The organism is Faecalibacterium sp. AF28-13AC (assembly GCF_003478405.1).
GTDB lineage: Bacteria > Bacillota > Clostridia > Oscillospirales > Ruminococcaceae > Faecalibacterium > Faecalibacterium prausnitzii_E.
Genome location: NZ_QUFG01000001.1, coordinates 118,299 through 140,479, shown reverse-complemented (window position 1 = coordinate 140,479; position 22,181 = coordinate 118,299). Strand labels below are relative to the sequence as shown.

Here is a 22,181-nt window from a genome sequence, read left to right as displayed (position 1 = left end):
ACCCTTTTCGGATTTTGTTGATAGACAGAATCTGCGGGTTTTGTTACTCTTTTTTATACAGGACACCCGCGTTTTCCAACGCTGCCTCAATGCGGTGGAACGTTTTCTCGTCCGGGCAGCAGAGGGTGTGCAGATGCACCCCGCCGGTCATCCGGCTGAGCAGGCATTCGGGGGTATCCGCTGCCTGCTGGATGAAGTTGTCCACATCATACCGGCTGGACAGGTTCAGGTTGCCGCGCAGCTCGCCGTACAGCGGGTTCTCCACGGCCACGTCCACCACAGTGCCGCCCTGGTCCACCACCGCATACAGTTCGGTGCGCATCTCCTCTGCCGTGCGGTGGACGCAGGCCAGGATGCCGGTGTAGCCGCCGGGGGCCGGGTGGAACTGATATCCCCGCGGCGTGGCTTCGATGGCCGCACCGCCGGCCCGCAGCAGGGCCACATCGCCCACCACGATCTGGCGGGAGACGCCCAGCTCCGCCGCCATCACACTGGCACTGACCGGTGCGTCGGCGTTGCTCAGCCGCTCCAATATCACTTCTCTGCGCTGTACAGCATTCATCCGAATGCCCCCCTGTTTTCTGATTTTACCTTATAATAACAGACCCCGCAGGAATGTGCAAGTTTATTTCAGGCGGAGGAGCGTAGCGTAATTGGAGGGCAGCTGCACCTTCATCCGGCCCCACTCGATTTCCGTCCGGATCGGCTGGCTGCCCACGCAGTCGGCCAGCAGGTCTTCGGCACCGGTGGCCTCCACCGGCAGCGGGAACTCCAGCTGCGCGGGGCTGTCGCCGTTGTTGAAGACGGCCACGACGGCCTTGCCGTCCAGCACACGGGCGAACACATAGCACTGGGTAGTCAGCTGCAACTCTTTCACCTCGCCCCAGGTCAGCTCCGGGCACGCGGCCTTCAGCCGCCCCAGCGCTGCGTATACGCTGGTGACCGGATTGGTGGTCAGCGCATCCTTGAAGTCATCCAATTCCAGGCAGGGGCGGAGCGGCCAGTCGCTCCCCCACTCTTTTTTGCCCTCAATTGCAAATTCCGAGCCATAATAGATGGACGGAATGCCCCAAAGCGTATATACTAGAAGAGCAATGTGGCGGATGTGGGCCCGGTTGCGCAACTTGTTGGGCAGGCGCTCCACATCGTGGTTGTCCGAGAAGAGATAGAGCCGGGTGTCGTGGCACAGGCCCTGCAAACGGCGCATGGTGTGCGCGATCTCGAAATAGTTGTGGTCGTTGTGGCCGCTCCACAGGCCCTTGTGCAGCTCGTAGTTGGTCACCGAGTGGAGCATTTCGGGGTTGGCCCACCGGCTGTAATCACCGTGGATGACCTCGCCCATCAGCCAGAACTCCGGCTTGACCTCGTTGGCCAGGCGGCGCAGGCCCTTCATGAACTCGAAGTCCAGCACGTCGGCTGCATCCAGACGGATGCCGTCGATGTCGAACTCACGGACCCAGAAGCGGATCGTATCGTAGTGGTAATTCTGGACCTCCGGGTTGCGCTGGTTCAGCTTGACCAGCAGGTTGAAGCCGCCCCAGTTGCCGTAGGAGAAGCCGTCGTTGTACTCGTTGTTGCCCCAGAAATTCACATCGCAGAACCAGTCCTTATACCGGGCGTTCTCGCGGTCCGTTTTCAGGTTCTGGAAGGCGAAGAAATCACGGCTCACATGGTTGAACACGCCGTCCACGATGACTTTCTGGCCGCAGGCGTGGCAGTTGGCCACAAACTCCCGGAACTCTTCATTCGTGCCCAGGCGGCGGTCCACCCGGCGGTAGTCAATGGTATCGTAGCCGTGGGAGCCGCTCTCAAACAGCGGGCCGATATAAATGGCCGTGCAGCCAAGGTCCTCATAAGCGTGTTCGGCCCAGGCGTTCAGTTTTGCAAAGGCACCGGGTGTGGGCTGGCCGTCGTTCTCATGTGCGCAGCCGCACAGCCCCAGCGGATAGATGTGATAAAATACAGCGTTGTCATACCAAGCCATCGTTACAGTCTCTCCCATTCTAGCAGTTTTTCCTGCGCCCGCCGCATACGGGCGACAGAGATAGTATAGCATAGTTCCGGACCAAAGTGTGGAACTTTGCTAATTTTTATACAAAGTCTCCTGCAAAATCAGCAGGTTTGACGATTTCGATTTGGTTTTCTTAGTAACAATGACAAAAAGGAAAGGTGCCTCACCCTCTCAGGCCGCTTCGCGTCTGCATAAACTGCCAAACCCTCCCACTTTGGGGAGGCGGCATTGCGAAGCAATGGCGGAGGGGGCAGGGCTGTGAATAGAAAAGGAGTTTTTGGCATGGAATTTCCTTCGATCGATCGTTCGTTCTTTCTGGGCGACTGCTTTGACGCCTACCGCACACTGGGTGCGCATCCCTTCCGGGACGGCTGGCGGTTCGCGGTGTGGGCCCCCAGCGCCGTGGCCGTGGAGATCTGCGGTGGCTTTGACGGCTGGGGCCCCGGTGTGCCCATGCAGCGGGCCGAGACCGGCATCTGGAACGGCTTCGTCCCCGGTCTGCAGGAGGGCGAGATGTACAAGTTCCGCATCCACGGGCGGGACGGCAACACCGTGATGCGGGCCGACCCCTACGCCTTTGCCACCGAGCTGCGCCCCGGCACGGCCAGCATCCTGACCAAACTGGACTTCCCGTTCGACGACCACACCTGGATGGAGCGGCGGGACAAGTGCCGCAACCTGCCCCTGAACATCTACGAGCTCCATGCGGGCAGCTGGAAGCACAAGCCCAACGCCACCTGCGAGGACGGCTCGGACGGCTGGTACAACTACCGCGAGCTGGCACGGGAGCTGATTCCCTGGCTGCTGGACCACCGCTTCACCCATGTGGAGCTGCTGCCTCTGGCCGAGCACCCCTTCGACGGCAGCTGGGGCTACCAGACCACCGGCTATTTCTCCGTGACCAGCCGCTACGGCTCCCCGGCCGATTTTGCAGCCTTCGTCAACGCCTGCCACCGGATGGGCATCGGCGTCATCATGGACTTTGTGCCGGTCCACTTTGCCGCCAACGGCGACGCGCTGGCCAACTTTGACGGCACCCATCTGTATGAGTACGACAGCGATGTGGGCCACAGCGAGTGGGGCACCTGCAACTTCAACTACTACCGCCGGGAGGTGTGCAGCTTCCTGAACAGCGCCGCCGCCCTGTGGATGGACGTCTACCACTGCGACGGCATCCGGATGGACGCCATCTCCCGCGCGCTCTACTGGCAGGGCGACCCCAACCGCGGCGTAAACGAGGGTGCGGTCACCTTCCTGCGGAATCTGAACCACGGCCTGAACACACGGTTCCCCACCGGCATCTACACGGCCGAGGACTCCACCAACTTCCTCAAGGTCACGGCCCCCACCCGCTACGACGGCATCGGCTTCGACTACAAGTGGGACATGGGCTGGATGCACGACACGCTGGACTATTTCGCCACCCCCTTCGGCGAGCGCCCGGATGCCTACCACAAGCTCACCTTCAGTATGCAGTATTTCTACAACGAGCTGTATCTGCTGGCGCTGAGCCACGACGAGGTGGTCCACGGCAAAAAGACCATCATCGACAAGCTCTGGGGCACCTACGAGGAAAAGTGCGCCCAGCTGCGCACCCTGTACTTTTACATGTACACCCACCCCGGCAAGAAGCTGAACTTCATGGGCAACGAGCTGGGCCATTTCCGCGAGTGGGACGAGAAGAAAGAGCTGGACTGGGGCCTGATGAAATACCCCTTCCACGACAGCTTCCAGAAATACTTCGCCGAACTCGGCCGCCTTTACGCCACAGAGCCCGCCCTCTACGACGGCGAATACAACCCCGGCTGTTTTGAGTGGGTGGCCAGCGAGAGCCGGGACGAGGGCGTGTACGCCTGGCTGCGCAAGGGCGCGGGCCAGACTCTGCTCTGTGTGATGAACACCCAGAACACCGCCCACAAAAAGTTCCCGCTCTACCTCAAGTTCCCCTGCGGGGCCGAAGAGCTGCTGAACAGCGAGGCCTCCCGCTGGAACGGTGCCGACAAGAGCCGGACCCGGAGCTTCCACACCACGGACGGCGGCGTCTATGGGCGGGACTACACCCTGACCCTCGACCTGCCCGCCATGGGCAGCCGACTGCTCCGTCTGACGCCGGAGGCTCCCCATGCCGAGGCCGCACAGGCTTCGGCCCGGAAGGCTGCTGCTGCCCGGCGCAAGGCCGCTGCAAAGCCCGCAATCAATTCCAAAAAGTAATTTTTTGTTCAAAGTATCCCGTCTGCTGAAAATGCAGCGGGATATTTTCCGTTTTGCCGCCGCTGCGGCCTTGCCAGCGCCGGGCAGAACCGTTATACTGTAACATGAACTATCAGGTTTTGTGAGAGGTTTTGTGTTATGGAACAAACACGTTCGGCCCTGCTGAAACGCGGCCTCACCCCCTGGGGCAAAGCGGGGGCCGCGCTCGGCATCGGGGTACTGGTCCTGGCAGCCATCGGGCTGCTCTTCCCCACCGGGGCGGCATTCTTCCCGCTGGTGAGCCTGTGGTGCAGCTGTGCGCTGTTCTACGGGGCGCTGTGGGTGCTGCGGGTGTCCGGCGTCACGCTGGACTTCTTCCACCGGGCCGTCCTTGTGGGCTGCTGGGCGGCGGCGGTGCTCTATTTCTACTGGGCGCTGGGGCGGCGCGATTTCGTCTACGCCTGGGACTACGCCAACTACCTCGTCAAGCAATACAGCGCCGAGGCGGCCTTTGCTGCCGGCCCGGCGGCGGGCTTCGCGTACATTTTCGGCTCCTTCGCAGAGGACTACACCAATTTCATCACCCTGTTCACTGAGTTTCCCTTCTGCCTGACGGCCCGCACCGGCGACAGCTATGCGTTCAGCCAGGTGTTCTGCGTCCTGCCCAGCCTGATGGTGCTGCTGGCGGGCGTGGTCATCAAGGTGGGGCAGATGCTCCGGGTGAAGAACCGGTTCTATTACTTCCTCATCGGCTTTTCGTGGCTGCTCACCTTTCCGTTTCTGCGGATGAGCGCAATGATGGCCCAGCCGGACTGGTTCGGCCTCATCTTCGCCTTCGCCATCCTGGTGCTGACGCTGGACTACCGCTTTGAACAGCTGGAGCCGGGCCGGTTCGCCCTCCTCTTTCTGGCCACGGCAGCGGTCATTCTGACCCGCCGGTGGTATCTCTACTTCGTGGTCGGCTACTACTTTTCCTACGCACTGCTGCTTCTGGTCAGCAGCGCAAAACTCGCCAGGACCGACAAGGCGCTGGCCGTCCGCCGGGTGCGCAACCTCATCGCCTTCGGCCTCTGCGCCCTAGTCGCAATGGTCGCCCTGCTCTGGCCCATGGTCCGCAGGATCCTCGCCTTTGACTACTCCGACCGCTATTCTTACTACAACGTCGGCGGCATGGCCACCGAGCTTTATTACCACACCCTTCGCATCGGCCTGCTGAACTTCATCCTCATCGGGCTGGGCATCGCAGATGCCTTCCGCCGCAAGCGGTTCGCCCTGCCTGCGCTGGGTGCCTGTGAGCTGGCGGTCAGCCTCGTGCTCTTCACGCGGGTGCAGAACACCGGCTCCCACCAGATGCTCCTCTTCCTCCCCGCCTACTTCCTGCTCTTTCTGGCAGGCGCTGCGGCGCTGGCGGAGGGCATCGAGCGCCGCAAGGCCCTCAAGCTGGGCTACTGGGCGTTCACGCTGGTGTTTGCCGTATCGGTGCGCTGCTCGCCGCTGACGGTGGTGGCCCTGCCCGATTTTCTCATCGACCACTTCCCGCTCAAGAGCACCGCAGAATTTGTCCGGCTCGACGGTCTGACCTGCGACCGCAGGGACCTGAGCCAGCTGCAGGCTGTGACCGAATGGCTCAGCGTCCACCTCGGCGACGGCGAGACCGCGTACATGATCACCGACGACATGCTCTACAACCCCGGCCATCTGCGCAACTGCCTGCTGCCGGAGCAGCCGCTGGACGGCAAACTGCCGGACAGCTTCTCGGTGCCGGGCACCCACAACTTCCCCATGAGCTTCTTTGAGGCAAAGTATGTCGTCACCGTTGACCCCTACCCCCTGTCCTACGCATCGGACACGGAGCTGGGCCACAAGCTGAACGCCAAATTCGCCGAGCTGCGGGACGGCACCCACACCCTTGCCGCCACATTCGATATGGGCAACGGCTACACCTTCACCATCTGGGAGCGGGTCGCCGCCCCCACCCGTGCCGAAGTGGAGACCTACCTCCACGTCTTCGACGCCGAAAATGCCCAATACCCCGAAATGTTCTCGCAGGTCGCCGAGAGCTGGCTTGTCGCCCACGGGTTATAACACCGCACCCTCCCATTTTTCGAATAAACGTTCTATCGTCAGAAGGAGTATTGCAAAATGGAAAATCAGCAGAATAATTTCCCTGAAGTAAAGCTTGGACAGTATAAAGGGCTGGCCGTCACCCGCCATGTGCGCGGCATTTCCGAGAAGACGCTGGACATCGAGATGGTCCACCAGACCCGGATGCGCGCCACCTACCACAACTCCACCGAGGCCGCGAAGCGCGGCAGCCGGGTGCTGCTGGATTTCGCCGGTTTCATGGACGGCCAGGAGATCCCCGACAGCCGGATGGAGAAGGTCATGGTCGTGCTGGGCGACGGCAAGCTGATGCCCGCCGCCGAGCAGGCCATCTATGGCCACAAGGCCGGTGAGACCTTCCGGTTCGACTTCACCTATCCGGCTGCGTTCCGCGTGCCGGAGCTTTCCGGCAAGACGGCGCAGTTCGAGATCACGCTCCACTCCGTGGCCGAGAAGACCACCCCGGAGCTGACCGAGGAGTTCGCGCAGTCTGCCGGTTATGCGTCCCTCGCCGCCATGCGGGAGGCCGTCCGCGCCAAAAAGCAGAAGATCCACGAAGACGGTGCCGACCGCGCCGCCGGGCAGAAGCTGCTGGAGATGGCCGGTGCCAACCTGACCGTCACCGTGCCGGAGGCCGTGCTCGACCGCACCGCCGACAACGAGATGAAGCTGCTGAGCCAGCGCCTGAGCCGCAGCGGCATCAGCATGGAGCAGCACTGCAAGAACAGCCGCACCACCGCCGAGGCCCTGCGGGCAGGCTACCGCGCCGACGCTGAGCGGAAGATCCGCACCATGTACGCGGCCCGCGCCATCGCAGAGGCCGAGAACATCACCGTCCGGCCCGAAGAGGTCAACGCCGAATACCGCCGCCTCTCCGTGCAGCAGGACACCCCCGAAGCCGACATCCGCCGTGTGCTGGCCCCGGAGACCGTGGCCGCTGCTCTAGCTGCCCAGAAGGTCCAGCGCTTTTTGCTGGACAACGCCGTCGTGACTTCGGTCATGGACCCGGATAAGGAGTGATTCGATGAGTTTCTTTACGCGCTACGCCATGGATGCGCTGATGAAGACCACCCACCCGGAGATCAACCGCAGACAGTGCTGGAACCTGCACCCGCACCGCACCCCCTGCACGGCCTGCAAGGACATCTGCCCCTTTGGGGATGCGATCTTCACCCGCCCGAATCTCGTCAAGGACTGGGACCCCTGCACCGACTGCGGCCTCTGCGTTTCTGCCTGCCGCAGCGGCTGCATCGCCCCCTCGCCGGAGCAGGTCCAGCGGGACACGGCCCCCGCCGACAGCGACAACGACACCGTCTGGATCGGCTGCGAGAAAAGCACCCGCAAGAACACCCTCGTCCGGGCCTGCGTATCGGCCCTCTCGTGGGAGGCGCTGGCCTACCTGGCCCTGAACAAAAAGATCGTGCTGGACCTGACCCCCTGCGGCGAGTGCGAGAACGACGTCTGCGCCGAACATCTGCGCAACGAGCTCACCCGTCTGGTGGAATTTTTCGGCCAGCCTCTCTTCGAGGCTCGGTTCACCCTGGCCTACGAGCAGGATGCGGCCCCTTTCCACAGCAAGGAATACTCCCGCCGCGAGATGATGGAGCAGGTGACGGCCGGCTCCAAGGCGGGCACGAAGCAGCTGCTCCGGATGCTGCCCGGCCTGCGGGACGATGACCAGAGCGCGGTGGACTTCCGCCTGTTGCTGCACCAGCGCACCAAGCAGCTGAAAGCCGCCAGCGAAACGCCCCTCAAATACGGCTACCACCTGCCCAATTTCACCCAGAAGTGCTTTGCCTGCGGCCGGTGCGAAAAGGCCTGCCGCGCCGGGGCCATCCGCTTCGAGGATCTGCCCGACGGCCAGACCCGCGCGGTCATCACGCCGTGGAAGTGCAGTGAGTGCGGCGTCTGCGTTGCCACCTGCTCCAACGGCGGTCTGGACGGGCTGAAGCTCCGCCAGCTGACCACGCTGGGCCCGGTGAGCGTTTACAAATGCACCAAGAGCCTCTGCAAGGAGTGCGGCAAGCCCATCGCCCCCAACTGCAAGGACGGCATCTGCTCGGTCTGCCGCATCAAAATCCGCACCAAAAAGCGGCAGGAAGAAGCCGTGGCCAAGGCCAAGGAGCGCCAGGCCGAGCGCGAGGCCAAGCGCGCCGCCGAGGAAGCCGCCAAGGCACTGGCGGCGGAAGTCCAGGCCGAGTCGGCTGCCGCAGCCGCAGAAACGGCCCCCGCCGCCGCTGTGCCGGAAGCGCCCGCTGCCGAAACCAATATGAATTAAAGAATTGACGTCCGCCCGAAAGGATGCTATACTTTCTGTAACCACACGGCTGTGGTCGGGAGGGACTGTTACAAAGGCGTAACGGAAGTATTCCGTTACGCCTTTTTGCAATTCCCCGCTGATGGGAAACAGTGCACCCCAGCCGCTGGCGCACACAAAAACATGAAATACGAAGAAAGAGGGATTTTATCATGGATCATTTGATTTCTCGCCGCCAGTTCCTCAAAGCCAGCGGTCTGGCAGCCGCAGGCGCATGTGCAGCCGGTCTGCTGACCAGCTGCGGCGGCAGTTCCTCTGCCGGCAGCACCGGCAGCGCGGCTTCCGGCACGGTGGACACCTCCAAGTACACCATCCTGTACTCCAGCCAGCCCGCCACCCTGAACTACCTGACCACCGCCACCGACCTGGAAATGGTCGTGGGTGCCAACTGCGTGGATACGCTGGTCGAGTACGACAACAAGGGCGTCATGCGCGAAGGTCTGGCCACCAGCTGGGACTGGGATGCGGACACCCTGACCTGGACCTTCCATCTGCGGGAGGAGAACTGGGTGGACAACAACGGCGAAGTCGTGGCCCCCGTCACCGCGCAGGACTTTGTGGACGCCCTGAAGTATGTTCTGACCCCGGACTACGCCTCCTCCAACGTCGGTCTGGTCACCGCCTACATCGCCGGTGCCGATGACTACTACAACTACTACGTCTACCTGAACAACGCCAACACCGGCGTTGTGGACGACGACGGCACCACCTACACCGCCGACGCCAGCGGTCTGGTCACCGTGACCGCTCCGGACGGCACCGCCAGCACCTACGAGCCGCTGGACTTCGACACCGTGGGCGTCACGGCCGTGGATGACCACACCCTGACCTACACCCTGACTTACGACTTCCCCGGCTTCCTGAGCCTGCTGTGCTACCTGCCCTATGAGCCTGCCTACGGCCCCCTGCTGGACGAGATGGGCGACCAGTACGCCACCTCTGCCGAGACCATGTACAGCTGCGGTGCGTTCTATCTGGCGGATTACGAGTCTCTGGAGACCTGGATCATGAAGAAAAATCCGGAGAACTACGACGCCGACAACGTCTTCATCGAGACCATCAGCCGCATCTACAACGCTGAAGCCGCCGTCAACGGCCCGGAGATGATCAAGCGCGGCGAGATCGACGAAGCCACCATCGGTCCCGATATTCTGGACAGCTGGCTGAGCGACGACACCACCAGGAGCATGGTCTCCATGGACCGCCCCAACACCAACTACACCTACTTCTACATGTTCAACTTCATGCCCTACGCCCACGAGTTCTCCAACTGGAGCGTCGAGGGCGTGGATGCCGAGTATGAGCCGGACAACTGGGCCAAGGCCATCAACAACACCAACTTCCGCAAGGCCTTCCTGTACGGCATCAACAACGCCGTCACACTGGCCGTTTCTGCCCCGGAAGGCTATGACGGCTACAAGCTGAACACCATCACGCCCCCGAACTTCTGCGCCACCACTGCCGGTGTGGACTACACCCAGTGCGGCGACCTGGCCAACATCACCGAGTTCTTCGATGAGGCCAAGGCCAAGGAGTTCCGCGATGCTGCCATCGAGGAGCTGACCGCTGCCGGTGCCACCTTCCCCATCAAGGTGCAGCTGCCCTACAACCCCTCTTCCACCGACTGGGACAAGCAGTGCCAGGTCTTCAAGCAGCAGCTGGAGGGTGTGCTGAACGACGGCTTCGACTTCATTGATGTCATCATCACCGAAGGCCCTGCGGACAGCTTCCTGTCCGCCGTCCGCCGCAACGGCAAGTTCGAGTTCCTGCTCTGCAACTGGGGCGCCGACTACTCCGACCCGGAGACCGAGACCGACCCGTTCTATCAGGCCGAGGATTCCCGCGGGATGCGCTATGCGTATCTGCGCACCGGCGTGGAAGACGGCTTCATCACCGGCGACACAGCGGACGCCATCATGCAGTACATGACCGCCATCGAGGCTGCCAAGCAGATCACCGATGACATCGACGCCCGCTACAAGGCCTTCGCCGATGCCGAGGCCCTGCTCATCAACAACGCGCTGGTCATCCCGCGCGGCATGAGTGTGCCCGCCTATCTGGCCACCCGCCTGAACTACTGGGAGGGCCAGTACGCTTCCACCGGCTTCTCCAACAAGCGCCTGAAGGGCATCCATGTGCTGGACCACTACATCTCCATGGAGGAGTACGAGGCCAACCGCGACGCCCGCTGATTTTTACACCTGACAAAAAATGGCTTCCGGCAGTTGCCGGAAGCCATTTTTCTGTTGTTCAGCTTCTTTTCTTATTCGAGATTCAGTTTATGCTTCATCAGCCAGCGGGTCAGGCAGAAGTAGGCCGCCGCGAAGGCCGAGGTCACAACAAAGCAGAACAGGTAGCCGGAGTCGGCCCCGAACGCTGTGGTCATGGTCTGCATCGGGGTCATTCCATAGGTCACACCGGTCACGTTCACATCGGCCACCCGATAGGTAATGTCCACAAACAGGTTCACATGGTTCGTGCCCAGCAGCTTATCGATCTGGTTCTCCACAACGTTCAGGCCGATAAAGGCGAGGATGCCGGAGACCATCCCATACTTCCGGAATGGATGGGCGATCATGCAGGCGGCGTAAACGCAGAGGATGAGGTCGGCCAGCCGGGCCAGATTGATGAGGATGGTCCAGAACGTCACCAGCCAGAACTTCGCGTCCAGTTCCCCATACAGCATCCCCCACAGCTGCTTCCAGCTTTCCCAGTCCACCATGCCGAAGGTCTCCGGGTCGAACACGCCGACAGCAACCATGACCGTGATGCAGACGATGCCCACCAGGCCGCTGCACAGCACCCAGACCATGCTGGTGATGAGCTTGGAGAGGATGAGCTGGGTCTCGGTCACGGGCAGGGTGTGCATCAGGTAGCCTTCACGCCCCAGCAGATTTTTATAAAAGCGCTGGACCGTGCTGACAAAACAGAGCACCGCAATGGCGAAGATGACAGAGAGATAGAGGACCATCAGAATGACTTCGAGCCGCCCGAAATTCGTATTGTCGGCCCATGCATTTTCCTGCCGGAACGAAACGCCCAGCACCACGCTCAGCAGTGCCAGCGCCAGATACAGCCCGAAGTACAGGCTTTTGGTGGCCTTGAACTCATATTTCAACAATTGCTTCAGCATTTGAATACCTCCCGGAAATACGCATCGACACTCTTGCCCTCGGTCTCGCGGATGTCGTCCACAGCGCGGTGGGCGAAGATTTTGCCGTCCTTCAGGAACACAGCCTCGTCCAGCACCGGCTCGATGTCCTCAATGAGATGGGTGGAGATGACGACCGTTGCGTCCTTGCTGTAGTTGGAAATGATCGTGTTCAGGATATAGTCCCGCGCGGCGGGGTCCACACCGCCGATGGGTTCATCCAGCAGGTAGAGCTTGGCGGCGCGGCTCATAGCCAGCACCAGCTGGACTTTTTCCTTGGTGCCCTTGGAAAGCGTCTTGAGCCGGGCCTTGGGGTCGATGTTCAGCCGGGCCAGCATCTCGTTGGCTTTGGCGGCATCGAACCCGATGTACGCTTTGGCTTCGCAGGGCGTCCCGTAGAAATCCCGGAACATGTTCACCAGCTCTTCCACCCGCATCCAGTCGGGGAGCCAATCGGCATCCGGCAGGTAGGAGACGATCTCCTTCGTCTCCGGGCCGGGGATCATGCCCGCGATCTTCACCACACCCTCGGTGGGCTGCAGCAGACCGTTTGCCAGTTTGAGCAGCGTGGTCTTGCCGCTGCCGTTCGGGCCCAGCAGGCCGACGATGCGGCCAAAATCAAGGTTCAGGTCGATGCCGTTCAGGGCGGTCTTCTCTTTCCCATAGGCCTTGGTCAGATGTTCACAAGTCAGGATCTTACTCATGCTGTTTTCCCTCCGTTTCGTTCCAGCTGCGCAGCAGCTCTGCCGCCTGCTGGGGCGTATAGCCGATGCTGCGCATTTTTTCCAGAAAATCTGCTGCGATGTTTCGGGCCGCAGACGCCCGCAGTTGTTCGATCAAATCGGTATCCTCCGTTACAAACCGGCCGCTCGTCCGCTCGGTGCGGACCAGGCCCTCGGCTTCCAGCTGGGCCAGCGCCCGCTGCATCGTGTTGGGGTTGACCCCTGCCGCTGCGGCAAGGTCCCGCACCGAGTCGAGGTGCCCGCCGGGCTGGTAGGTGCCCGCCAGAATCCTGGCTTTGAGCCGTTCCACCAGCTGGGCATAGATCGGCCGGCTGGAATCAAACTGTTCGCTCATGGTCTTTTCTCCTTGTGTTACTATGTTAAGCGCTTAATACAATAATATACGATTTTAGTTTTTTGTCAAGGGGGTTTCTGCATTTTCTTCATTCAAAACGCAAAAAATCCCCCGAAGAGGCCGAACGCTTTTGCGTTCGATTCCCTTCGGGGGATTTGGTTCTTTCCGATTCAGCGCGAATCAGCCCTGCTCCTGTGCGGCGCGCTTGGCTTCCAGAGCCAGGATGGCGTCGCGGCGGCTCAGGTTGATGCGGCCCTGCTGGTCGATGTCCGTGACCTTGACCACGATGGCGTCGCCCACGGCCACCACATCTTCCACCCGCTCGACACGCTTGGTGTCCAGCTTGGAGATGTGGACGAGGCCCTCCTTGCCCGGTGCGATCTCGACGAAGGCGCCGAAGTTCATCAGGCGGGTGACCTTGCCCTTGTAGATGGCACCGATCTCCGGGTCCTCCACGATGGTCTTGATGGTGAAGATGGCGCGCTTCGCGTCCTCCTGATCGACCGCGGAAACGAAGACGTGGCCGTCCTCCTGCACATCGATCTTGCAGTTGCAGGTCGCGCAGATGTCCTGGATGACCTTGCCGCCCTTGCCGATGACGTCCTTGATCTTATCGGTGGGGATCATCATGCTGAACATCTTGGGGGCCCAGCGGCTCAGCTCGTGGCGCGGCTCAGCGATGACAGGCTTGATGATCTCGTCCAGGATGTACAGACGGCCCTTGCGGCACTTTTCAAAGGCCTCGGCGATGATATCATAGGTCAGGCCGTCGATCTTGATGTCCATCTGGATGGCGGTGATGCCCTTGCGGGTGCCGCCGACCTTGAAGTCCATGTCGCCGTGGAAGTCCTCGACACCCTGAATGTCCAGCATGGTCATCCAGCGGTCGCCCTCGGTGATGAGGCCGCAGGAGATTCCGGCGACCGGAGCCTTAATGGGCACACCGGCGTCCATCAGAGCCAGCGTGGAACCGCAGATGGAAGCCTGCGAGGTGGAACCGTTGGAGCTCAGGACCTCGGACACACAGCGGATGGTGTAGGGGAACTCCTCCAGAGAGGGCAGCACCGGCACAAGGGCGCGCTCGGCCAGTGCGCCGTGGCCGATCTCGCGGCGGCCGGGGCTGCGGGGTGCGCGGGCCTCGCCGACCGAGTACGGCGGGAAGTTGTAGTGGTGGATGTAGCGCTTGGTCTGCTCATCGGTCAGGTCATCCATGAGCTGGTTGTCCTTGGTGCCGCCCAGGGTGCAGGTGGTCAGCACCTGGGTCTGGCCGCGGGTGAACATGCCGGAGCCATGGACGCGGGGCAGGATGCCCACTTCTGCGGCCAGCGGGCGGATCTCGTTGATGCCGCGGCCATCCACGCGCTTGCCCTCATCGAGCAGCCAGCGGCGGACGACGTACTTCTGCATCTTGTAGCTGACGAGGTCGAGGTCTGCGTCGCTCAGGTCGGGGTACTCTGCGGCGATCTTGTCCAGGATGGGCAGCAGCGCGGCATCGCGGACGTTCTTGTCGTCGGTGTCCATCGCAGCCTTGAAGTCGTCCAGATACTTCTCCTTGATGGCATGGAAGACGTCCATATCCAGGCCCACGACCTGGAAGTCGATCTTCGGCTTGCCGCGCTCGGCCACGATCTCGTTGATGAACGCGATGGTCTTCTTGATCTCCACATGCGCCGCCTTGATGGCGTTCAGCATGGTGTCCTCATCGACCTCGTTGGCACCGGCTTCGATCATGACGATCTTATCCATGGTGGCAGCCACGGTCAGGGCCAGGTCGCTCTTTTTGCGCTGCTCCTGGGTCGGGTTCAGGACGATCTCACCGTCCACCAGACCGACCTGAACGCCGCCGATGGGGCCGTTCCAGGGGATCTCCGACACAGCAGTGACGAGGGATGCGCCGATCATACCGGCGATCTCCGGGCTGCAGTCCGGGTCCAGGCTCATGACGGTCATGGTGATGCAGACATCGTTGCGCATCTCCTTGGGGAACAGCGGGCGCATGGGGCGGTCCACAACACGGCTGGTGAGGATGGCGCGCTCACCGGGGCGGCCCTCGCGGCGCATGAAGCTGCCGGGGATGCGGCCTGCGGCGTAGAGCTTCTCCTCATACTCGACATTCAGGGGGAAGAAATCCACACCTTCGCGAGGCTTGGGGCTCATGACCACGTTGCACATCACGCAGGTCTCGCCGTAGCGGATGAGGGCGCTTGCGTTGGACAGGCCGCACATCTTGCCCATCTCGACCTTGAAGGGCCGGCCAGCCAGCGTCGTCTCGTAGACCTTGAAGTTCTCAAAGGTCTCTTTGCGGGAACCAAATTCGATTGCCATTTGGTTTGCCTCCTTTGTCCTTTTAGCGGTTTTTATCTTCCAAAAGGCTGCCCGCCGCGCATCATAGCAATAAATCCAGCGCCCGTGCAGACCACCCCAAAGGGCGGGCACAGGCGTTCGATTTACTGCTGCAACACGCAGCAGCGGCCGTTTGTTCCACAAAAAAAGCAAAGGGCAGGCACCACAGCTGCGGTACCTGCCCTCTGTTTTCTATTACTTACGCAGACCCAGGGTTGCGATCAGAGCACGGTAACGCTCGATGTCCTTCTTCTGGAGGTAGGCCAGCAGATTGCGGCGGCGGCCAACCATCTTCATCAGACCACGGCGGCTGTGGTGATCGTTCGGGTTCTTCTTCAGATGCTCGTTCAGCTCATTGATGTGAGCGGTCAGCAGAGCGACCTGAACTTCGGGGGAGCCAGTGTCCTTCTCGGTCAGAGCGACTTTGGCCATAACTTCCTGCTTGTTCATAGTAACAGTACCTCTTTATAAAATTTTATTTGCCGTCGGCACAGAATGCGGGAAAAACGGTACTCCCAAAAACGGGCATACTCCCAGCCCCGTGCTGCGGTAACAAGGCTAGTATAACAGAAACCAACGTAAAAAGCAAGAAAAAATTCTCCATTCTGTGCTTTCTTTTCCGGCTCACGCTCAGGCCTCTGCCCGGAAATACGCCTGCGCCCGCTCGGCTGCATGGTTGATGCAGGCTTTCAGCTCGTCCAGCGTATCGAATTTTTTGCTGGGGCTGAGGTACGCGTGGAACTCCACCACCGGGTCGGTGCCGTAAAGGTCGCCGGAAAAGCCGGGGATGAAGGTCTCGCAGGTCACCTTGGCGGGGTCGTTGTTGACGGTAGGCCGGGTGCCAAGCCCGGTGGCCGAGGGATACCAGACATCACCGATCTTCGTGCGGGTGATGTAGATGCCGAAGCGCGGCAGCTGGAAACCCTGCGGGTAGAGCTGGTTGATGGTGGGCACCCCCAGCGTACGGCCGAGGCCCGCCCCATGCTGCACCGCAAAGCGGATGGCGTAGGGCATCCCCAGCATGGCGTTGGCCGCCGGGATGTCGCCGCCCTCCAGCGCCGTGCGGATGCGGGTGGAGGACACCGGCTTTTCCTCAAACTGGGCCATCGGCACCACCACGACCTCCACGCCCAGCGGGGCGCAGAGCCTGCGCAGCAGATCCGGGTCGCCCGCTGCCTTTGCCCCGAAGGTGAAGTTCTCGCCGCAGAACAGTGCCCTTGCATGGCAGTCCTGCACGATGCCGTACACGAACTGTTCCGGCGTCATCGCGCGGATCTCTTCAAAGTCCGGGCAGAGGTAATATTCCACCCCAAGGCTTTCGATCAGGGCGTGCTTGTCCTCGGTGGAGAGCAGGCGCTTGCCCTTCATCTTATTGTCGGCCGGCAGCCGGAAGGTGAACACCGCCGGGGCCGCACCGTGTTCTCTGGCCCACTGGACGGCCCCGTTGATCACGGCACGGTGGCCGATGTGGATGCCGTCAAAAAAGCCCATAGCGACGGCAGTGCCGCCCTCGTGTTCCAGCGCCAGCGGCGAAAGAGAGGATAAGATCTGCATCAAATTTTGTTCCTTTTTGTGTTAGTTTCGCTCCACAAAGAGCTTTTCGACTCGGAGCACTCCGCCCACGATGTTGGCAAGGCCCAGAAACTGCCCGGCCTCGTTCCGGACGCGGTAGCGCCCGTCGGCGGCGGGGTAGCGGCTGGTGGGGCAGCCGTTGTAGAGGTGCTGTTCCACCCTGGGGGCCACCGTCAGCAGCGGCAGCGAGGCAAAGACGCTCTCCACCGGCAGCATCAGCGCTTCCAGCGCCGCAGGGCCTGCGTCCTTTGCCGCCTGGATCTCCTCCAGCGTGTGGGCGTCGGCCTCGGTGTAAACACCGGCGGCCACCCGGCGCAGGGCGCTCATGGTGCCCTTCTGGCCCATGGCGGCGGCGATGTCCTCCAGCAGAACGCGGATATACGTGCCCTTGGAGCAGCGCACCGTCAGGGTGTATTCGTTCTCTGCCGGGCTGCCCTCGTACTCGATGTGCAGGATCTCGATGGGGCGGGCCTTCCGCTCCACCTCGATGCCCTGCCGCGCCATTTTATAGAGCGGCTGGCCGTTGATTTTGACGGCCGAGTACATGGGCGGCGTCTGCATCTGGGGGCCGATGAACTGCGGGAGCACGTCCAGCAGCTCCTTCTCCCCTGCCGTGACCGGGGCCATTTCCAGCACCGTGCCGGTGATGTCGCCGGTGTCGGTGCGGGCCCCCAGCCGCAGCACGGCGCGGTAGGCCTTGGTGTGGTCCAGCTGCAGGTCTACGGCCTTGCTGGCCCCGCCGCAGAACACCGGCAGCACCCCGGTGGCCATGGGGTCCAGCGTACCGCTGTGGCCCAGCTTCCGGGTGCCCAGGATGCCCCGCAGCTTTGCGATGACGTCAAAGCTGGTCCAGTCGGTGGGCTTGTCAACGATGAGGATGCCCTGCATTCATTCGCCCTCCTGCGGCTGTTTTTCTGCGTCCAGCACGGCTTCTACCTCAGCCAGGATCGCACTCTTGGCGTTGTCCAGGTTGCCCAGCAGCTCACAGCCCGCTGCGCGGGTGTGGCCGCCGCCGCCCAGACGCCGCGCGATGGCGCAGGCGTCCACACCCTTGGCGGTGCGCACACTGATGCGGTAGCTGCCGCCGGGCTGCTGGCGCAGGGTCAGGCCGACCTTGACGCCCTCGATGCTGATGGGCAGGCTGGTCAGCTCTTCGAGGTCGGCGGGGTCTACGCCACTCTGCTCGATCTCATCGCGGGTGAGGTAGATAAGAGCGCAGCGGCCGTCCAGATGATATTCCAGATGGTTGCGCGCGATCCGCTCCGCCTCCATCCGCTCGCGGGGCTTGGTGTCGAAGAGCAGCGTATTCAGCTCTTCCACCCGCGCCCCTGCTTCCATCAGTTTGGCCGCCACGATGTGGGTGCGGGCCGTGGTGGAAGAGAACCGGAAGCAGCCGGTGTCCGTGGACAGACCGGTATAAAGGCAGTTGGCGATGTGCGGGGTCAGGTCCACGCCCATGGCGCAAAGCACCTCGTACAGCAGCTCTGCCGCTGCCGCTGCCGTGCCGTCCAGCAGGGTGAACTCGGCATAGCCGCTGTTGCCCGCATGGTGGTCGATGCAGAGATCGACGTGGCGGCTGAACTGCGGCATCCCGTTGTTCTCGCCGAAGAGCTGGAGGCTTGCCACGTCCACGGCCACGACGATCTGGGGTTCGAACTCGCCTTTGTACAGACGCGGGTTGGTAAACGCATACCGGCTGGGAATGGGGTCGGAGCAGAGCACCGCCGCTGTTTTGTCCAGCGCACTGAGCGCGTAGTACAGGGCGCTGCCGCAGCCAACGGTATCCCCATCCGGGTTTTTGTGGCACAGAATCAAAATGTCGTCCGCAGTCAGGAGCTTTTCGGCCATCTGCTGCACATTCAACTGTTCTGTCATCCCATGATCCATCCTTTCCGCAGGCTGTTTATTCCTCGGTCTGCGACGGCTGTTCGCTGTCGCCGTTGACGTTCAGCTCACGGAGCAGCTCATTGATGTGGGCTGCATAGGCTGCGCCGTCATCCTCCACGAAGATGAAGCGCGGAGCTTTGCGGATGTGCATCTTCTTGCTCACTTCGGTGCGCACATGGCCGGAAGCGCGGTTCAGCGCCTCGATGGCGGGCTTGGGGCCGTCGGCACGGCCCATCACGCTCACATAGACCTTGGCGACATCCAGGTCGGGCGTCACATCCAGACGGGTGACGGTCAGCAGACCGCCCTCCAGGCGCGGGTCCTTCAGCCGCCCGATGATGGCGATGAGCTCACGCTTCATATCCTGGGCAAGACGCCCCATATTTTTCTGAGACATTCGGTTTCTCCTTATTTAGTCGCGGTACTCTTCCATCTTGAAGGCCTCGTACACGTCGCCTTCCTTGACGTCCGCAAACTTTGCCAGCGTGACGCCGCACTCGTAGCCCTCGGCCACTTCCTTGGCGTCGTCCTTGAAGCGCTTCAGGGATGCGATCTCGTCCTCGGTGATGACGATGCCATCACGGACGACACGCACCTTGCTGTCGCGGGTGATCTTGCCGCTGGTGACGCGGCAGCCTGCAACGGTGCCAACATTGCTGATCTTGTAGACCTGACGGACCTGCAGCTCGCCCAGCGAGACTTCGCGGAACTTGGGTGCCAGCATACCCTTCATCGCGTCGGTGACATCGTTGATGGCATCGTAGATGACGCGGTACATCCGCATCTCGACCTTGGTGGCAGCGGCTTCTTCCTTGGCCACGTTGTCGGGGCGGACGTTGAAGCCGATGATGATGGCGTTGGACGCATCGGCCAGGTCCACGTCGGACTTGCTGATGGCACCGACACCGGCGTGGATAACGCGGACGCGGACCTCGTCGTTGGAGATCTTTTCGAGGCTCTGCTTGACGGCCTCGGCGGAACCCTGCACATCGGCCTTGACGACGATGGCCAGCTCCTTCATATCGTTCTGGGCCATCTGGCTGAACAGATTATCCAGCGTGACCTTCTGGAAGGCAGAGAACTGCTTCTCCTTGGCGGCTGCGATGCGCTGCTCGGCCAGCTCACGGGCCAGGCGCTCGTCGGCAACGGCCTCGAACAGGTCGCCTGCTTCGGGCACGGCGGTCAGGCCGGTGATCTCGACCGGGGTCGAGGGGCCGGCATCGTTCAGCAGCTTGCCCTTGTCGCTGCGCATGGTGCGCACACGGCCCACGGCGGTACCGGCGATGATGACGTCACCGGCATGCAGGGTGCCGTTCTGAACCAGAATGGTGGCGATGGGGCCCTGGCCCTTATCCAGGCGGGCCTCAACGACAGCACCCTTGGCGCGGCGGTTGGGGTTGGCCTTCAGTTCCATGACCTCGGCTTCCAGCGCGATGCGCTCCAGCAGGTCGTTGATGCCCATGCCGGTCAGCGCAGAAACGGGGATGCAGGCGACGTCGCCGCCCCAGTCCTCGGTGATGATGCCGTACTTGGTCAGGCCTTCCATCACGCGCTCCGGGTTTGCGGTGGGCTTATCCATCTTGTTCATGGCCACGATCAGCTTGACGTTGGCGGCCTTGGCGTGGTTGATGGACTCCACGGTCTGGGGCATGATGCCGTCATCGGCTGCAACGACCAGGACCGCGATATCGGTCATGTTGGCACCGCGGGCGCGCATGGAGGTGAACGCCTCGTGGCCCGGCGTATCCAGGAAGGTGATGACGCTGTCATTGACCTTGACCTGATAAGCACCGATGGCCTGGGTGATGCCGCCCGCCTCACCGGCGGTGACGTTGGTCTTGCGGATGGCGTCCAGGATACTGGTCTTGCCGTGGTCAACGTGGCCCATGACGCAGACGACCGGCGGACGCTCGACGAGGTCTTCCTGTGCGTCCTCTTCCTGCGTGAACAGGCGTTCCTCGATGGTCACATGCACCTCGTGCTCGACCTTGGCGTGGAACTCCTCGGCCAGCAGGGAGGCGGTATCGAAGTCAATGACGTCGTTGATGGCGTGCATCTCGCCCATCTGCATGAACTTGGCGATGACCTTGCCGGCCTGCTGCTTGAGGCGGGCAGCCAGCTCGCCGACGGTGATCTCGTCGGGGATGGAGACCTTCAGCTGTGCGTTGCGGGCCTTCTCCAGCTGGATGCGCTGCAGCCGCTCAAACTCGGTCTCGCGCTTGCCCTTCTGGAACTGCTGGCGCTGGCGCTGGCCGCGCTGGGTGAACTTCTGCTTGTTGCCCTGCGGGGTCGGCTTGCGGCGGTTCTCGGTGTTCTTGGTGGAGGCCAGATCATCGTAACGGGCATCGAAGCGGTCCACGTTCACGTCCACCGTACGGGTATCGACGGTGACCTGGCTGTCCTCACGGCGGACAGAGACCGACTGTGCCGGGGCGGTGGTTGCCTTGGCGCCGGTCTCGCGGGCCAGTTCGCTCAGAGAAACGGTCTTCTCCTCGCGCTTCTTGTGCTGCTCGTTCTTCTTGTTCTTCTGGTTCTGGTTGTTCTGGGGCTCTGCCTTCTTTGCAGGCTGAGCGGGCTGAGCTGCGGGCTTTTCAGCCTTGGGCTCTGCCTTCTTTTCGGCCTTTCTGGGCTGCTCGGCCTTCTTCTCCGGGGCCGGCTGCCGGGCGCTGTTCAGGTAGGCAGACAGGTCTGCCTCGCTGTTGTCCTTGCTGAATTTCTCCAGCAGGTAGTTCAGCTCGTTCTCCTCCAGAGTGGAGCTGTTCTTCTTGCCGGTGCTGCCCATCGCGGCCAGCTCATCCAGGACCTTCTTTGCGGAAATGTTCAGGTCCTTTGCAAAATCGCTCACTTTATATTTTACGGTCATTCGCTCATATCCTCCTCATTTTTGATTGCCCCGCAGTCCGACAGACGGTCAAAGCAGAGCTTTGCGAGGTTGCGGTCGGTCACGGCATACACCGCCACCGGTTTGCGGCTGATATCGGCCAGCCGGTCCTGTGTCAGCGGCATGGTGATCACATCCACGAGGTCACCCACCGCATAATTCAAACGCTGCACGGTCTTGGCGCTGGCGTCGGATGCGGTCATCACGAGCCAGGCCTTGCCCTTGACGCAGGCGTCTTCCACGGCGTCAAAGCCCATGGTCAATGCGCCCGCCTTACGGCAGAGGCTGATGGCCTGATACAGGGCTTCCTGCGGGGGCAGGGTGGGCTTTTCGGTCTTTTTAGTCTGCTTTGCCATTCTGCTCCGCCTCCTTTGCGGCACCGGCCAGCTGTTCGGCCAGTGCATCGTACACTTCGGCGGGAACCGGCTGCTCAAAGCAGCGCTCCAGCGCCTTTTTCTTCTTTGCCTTTGCCAGGCAGGCCGGGTCCGGGCAGAGGTATGCGCCGCGGCCGGGCTTTTTGCCCACGAGGTCGATGCTGATCTCGCCGCTGGGCGCGCGCACCACCCGCACCAGCTCCTTTTTGGGGCGGCTGGTCATGCAGCCGATGCACTGGCGGGCAGGGATCTTCTTCTGTGCCATCCGATTTCCC

General features: G+C 61.9%; 19 protein-coding genes. 5 read left to right on the top strand and 14 right to left on the bottom strand.

All coding sequences use genetic code 11. From position 1 onward, the window contains the following. Positions 1-43: 43 nt before the first annotated feature. Complete coding sequence (locus DWY95_RS00695; protein WP_118551543.1) at positions 44-562, bottom strand: transcription repressor NadR; 519 nt, start codon at positions 560-562, stop codon at positions 44-46. 63 nt (positions 563-625) lie between these two features. Then, entirely contained in the window at positions 626-1,984 is a 1,359-nt protein-coding gene (locus DWY95_RS00690; RefSeq protein WP_187116948.1) for an alpha-amylase family glycosyl hydrolase, read from the bottom strand. A gap of 309 nt (positions 1,985-2,293) precedes the next feature. Here DWY95_RS00690 and glgB point away from each other — a divergent pair, with 309 nt between their 5' ends. From glgB to DWY95_RS00665, 5 genes are all read left to right on the top strand, one after another. Next, complete coding sequence (glgB, locus tag DWY95_RS00685) at positions 2,294-4,222, top strand: 1,4-alpha-glucan branching protein GlgB (RefSeq protein WP_118551539.1); 1,929 nt, start codon at positions 2,294-2,296, stop codon at positions 4,220-4,222. Between the two features lie 138 nt (positions 4,223-4,360). Continuing rightward, on the top strand, positions 4,361-6,286 hold the full coding sequence (locus tag DWY95_RS00680) for a hypothetical protein (RefSeq protein WP_118551537.1): 1,926 nt from the start codon (positions 4,361-4,363) through the stop codon (positions 6,284-6,286). Between the two features lie 57 nt (positions 6,287-6,343). Further along, entirely contained in the window at positions 6,344-7,324 is a 981-nt protein-coding gene (gene tig, locus DWY95_RS00675) for a trigger factor (RefSeq protein WP_118551535.1), read from the top strand. 4 nt (positions 7,325-7,328) lie between these two features. Next, positions 7,329-8,582 (top strand): 4Fe-4S dicluster domain-containing protein, encoded by a 1,254-nt coding sequence (locus DWY95_RS00670; RefSeq protein ID WP_118551533.1) that lies wholly within the window; start codon positions 7,329-7,331, stop codon positions 8,580-8,582. Positions 8,583-8,773: 191 nt separating this feature from the next. Next, a complete protein-coding gene (locus tag DWY95_RS00665; RefSeq protein WP_118551531.1) occupies positions 8,774-10,813 on the top strand; it encodes an ABC transporter substrate-binding protein in 2,040 nt (679 codons plus the stop codon). A 71-nt stretch (positions 10,814-10,884) separates the two neighbouring features. Here DWY95_RS00665 and DWY95_RS00660 read toward each other — a convergent pair whose 3' ends face one another. The 12 genes from DWY95_RS00660 to DWY95_RS00605 all read right to left on the bottom strand — a co-directional run bounded on the left by DWY95_RS00660 (position 10,885) and on the right by DWY95_RS00605 (position 22,171). Further along, the gene (locus tag DWY95_RS00660; RefSeq protein WP_118551529.1) at positions 10,885-11,754 is read right to left on the bottom strand and encodes a hypothetical protein; all 870 of its coding nucleotides are present in this window, start codon (positions 11,752-11,754) and stop codon (positions 10,885-10,887) included. Then, positions 11,748-12,476 (bottom strand): ABC transporter ATP-binding protein, encoded by a 729-nt coding sequence (locus DWY95_RS00655; RefSeq protein WP_097792771.1) that lies wholly within the window; start codon positions 12,474-12,476, stop codon positions 11,748-11,750. The genes DWY95_RS00660 and DWY95_RS00655 overlap by 7 nt, the downstream gene beginning before the upstream one ends. Then, positions 12,469-12,849, bottom strand: a complete 381-nt coding sequence (locus DWY95_RS00650; protein WP_097792772.1) for a GntR family transcriptional regulator — start codon at positions 12,847-12,849, stop codon at positions 12,469-12,471. Before DWY95_RS00650 ends, DWY95_RS00655 begins: the two co-directional genes overlap by 8 nt. Positions 12,850-13,029: 180 nt before the next feature. Next, on the bottom strand, positions 13,030-15,174 hold the full coding sequence (locus DWY95_RS00645; protein ID WP_097792773.1) for a polyribonucleotide nucleotidyltransferase: 2,145 nt from the start codon (positions 15,172-15,174) through the stop codon (positions 13,030-13,032). A 213-nt stretch (positions 15,175-15,387) separates the two neighbouring features. Next, the gene (gene rpsO / locus DWY95_RS00640; protein ID WP_005933138.1) at positions 15,388-15,642 is read right to left on the bottom strand and encodes a 30S ribosomal protein S15; all 255 of its coding nucleotides are present in this window, start codon (positions 15,640-15,642) and stop codon (positions 15,388-15,390) included. Between the two features lie 180 nt (positions 15,643-15,822). Then, entirely contained in the window at positions 15,823-16,746 is a 924-nt protein-coding gene (ribF, locus tag DWY95_RS00635; protein ID WP_118551527.1) for a riboflavin biosynthesis protein RibF, read from the bottom strand. Between the two features lie 21 nt (positions 16,747-16,767). Continuing rightward, positions 16,768-17,652, bottom strand: a complete 885-nt coding sequence (gene truB, locus DWY95_RS00630; RefSeq protein ID WP_118551525.1) for a tRNA pseudouridine(55) synthase TruB — start codon at positions 17,650-17,652, stop codon at positions 16,768-16,770. Continuing rightward, positions 17,653-18,651 (bottom strand): bifunctional oligoribonuclease/PAP phosphatase NrnA, encoded by a 999-nt coding sequence (locus DWY95_RS00625; protein ID WP_097792776.1) that lies wholly within the window; start codon positions 18,649-18,651, stop codon positions 17,653-17,655. A 16-nt stretch (positions 18,652-18,667) separates the two neighbouring features. Continuing rightward, positions 18,668-19,048 carry a 30S ribosome-binding factor RbfA gene (gene rbfA / locus DWY95_RS00620; RefSeq protein ID WP_097792777.1) on the bottom strand — a complete coding sequence of 127 codons (381 nt, stop codon included), beginning with the start codon at positions 19,046-19,048 and terminating at the stop codon, positions 18,668-18,670. A gap of 15 nt (positions 19,049-19,063) precedes the next feature. After that, complete coding sequence (gene infB / locus DWY95_RS00615) at positions 19,064-21,514, bottom strand: translation initiation factor IF-2 (RefSeq protein ID WP_118551523.1); 2,451 nt, start codon at positions 21,512-21,514, stop codon at positions 19,064-19,066. After that, positions 21,511-21,888 (bottom strand): 50S ribosomal protein L7ae, encoded by a 378-nt coding sequence (locus DWY95_RS00610; protein ID WP_097792779.1) that lies wholly within the window; start codon positions 21,886-21,888, stop codon positions 21,511-21,513. The genes infB and DWY95_RS00610 overlap by 4 nt, the downstream gene beginning before the upstream one ends. Beyond that, positions 21,872-22,171: a YlxR family protein gene (locus tag DWY95_RS00605; protein ID WP_097792780.1), complete on the bottom strand. Its 300-nt coding sequence runs from the start codon at positions 22,169-22,171 to the stop codon at positions 21,872-21,874. The genes DWY95_RS00610 and DWY95_RS00605 overlap by 17 nt, the downstream gene beginning before the upstream one ends. Between the last annotated feature and the right edge of the window lie 10 nt (positions 22,172-22,181).

Coding starts and splice junctions, on each gene's coding strand:
- DWY95_RS00665 (WP_118551531.1), top strand. CDS start 8,774: ATGGATCATTTGATTTCTCGCCGCCAGTTCCTCAAAGCCAGCGGTCTG.
- truB (WP_118551525.1), bottom strand. CDS start 17,652: ATGCAGGGCATCCTCATCGTTGACAAGCCCACCGACTGGACCAGCTTT.
- DWY95_RS00605 (WP_097792780.1), bottom strand. CDS start 22,171: ATGGCACAGAAGAAGATCCCTGCCCGCCAGTGCATCGGCTGCATGACC.
- DWY95_RS00655 (WP_097792771.1), bottom strand. CDS start 12,476: ATGAGTAAGATCCTGACTTGTGAACATCTGACCAAGGCCTATGGGAAA.
- DWY95_RS00625 (WP_097792776.1), bottom strand. CDS start 18,651: ATGGATCATGGGATGACAGAACAGTTGAATGTGCAGCAGATGGCCGAA.
- DWY95_RS00650 (WP_097792772.1), bottom strand. CDS start 12,849: ATGAGCGAACAGTTTGATTCCAGCCGGCCGATCTATGCCCAGCTGGTG.
- ribF (WP_118551527.1), bottom strand. CDS start 16,746: ATGCAGATCTTATCCTCTCTTTCGCCGCTGGCGCTGGAACACGAGGGC.
- DWY95_RS00645 (WP_097792773.1), bottom strand. CDS start 15,174: ATGGCAATCGAATTTGGTTCCCGCAAAGAGACCTTTGAGAACTTCAAG.
- glgB (WP_118551539.1), top strand. CDS start 2,294: ATGGAATTTCCTTCGATCGATCGTTCGTTCTTTCTGGGCGACTGCTTT.
- DWY95_RS00660 (WP_118551529.1), bottom strand. CDS start 11,754: ATGCTGAAGCAATTGTTGAAATATGAGTTCAAGGCCACCAAAAGCCTG.
- DWY95_RS00680 (WP_118551537.1), top strand. CDS start 4,361: ATGGAACAAACACGTTCGGCCCTGCTGAAACGCGGCCTCACCCCCTGG.
- tig (WP_118551535.1), top strand. CDS start 6,344: ATGGAAAATCAGCAGAATAATTTCCCTGAAGTAAAGCTTGGACAGTAT.
- DWY95_RS00610 (WP_097792779.1), bottom strand. CDS start 21,888: ATGGCAAAGCAGACTAAAAAGACCGAAAAGCCCACCCTGCCCCCGCAG.
- infB (WP_118551523.1), bottom strand. CDS start 21,514: ATGACCGTAAAATATAAAGTGAGCGATTTTGCAAAGGACCTGAACATT.
- DWY95_RS00670 (WP_118551533.1), top strand. CDS start 7,329: ATGAGTTTCTTTACGCGCTACGCCATGGATGCGCTGATGAAGACCACC.
- DWY95_RS00690 (WP_187116948.1), bottom strand. CDS start 1,984: ATGGCTTGGTATGACAACGCTGTATTTTATCACATCTATCCGCTGGGG.
- rbfA (WP_097792777.1), bottom strand. CDS start 19,048: ATGTCTCAGAAAAATATGGGGCGTCTTGCCCAGGATATGAAGCGTGAG.
- DWY95_RS00695 (WP_118551543.1), bottom strand. CDS start 562: ATGAATGCTGTACAGCGCAGAGAAGTGATATTGGAGCGGCTGAGCAAC.
- rpsO (WP_005933138.1), bottom strand. CDS start 15,642: ATGAACAAGCAGGAAGTTATGGCCAAAGTCGCTCTGACCGAGAAGGAC.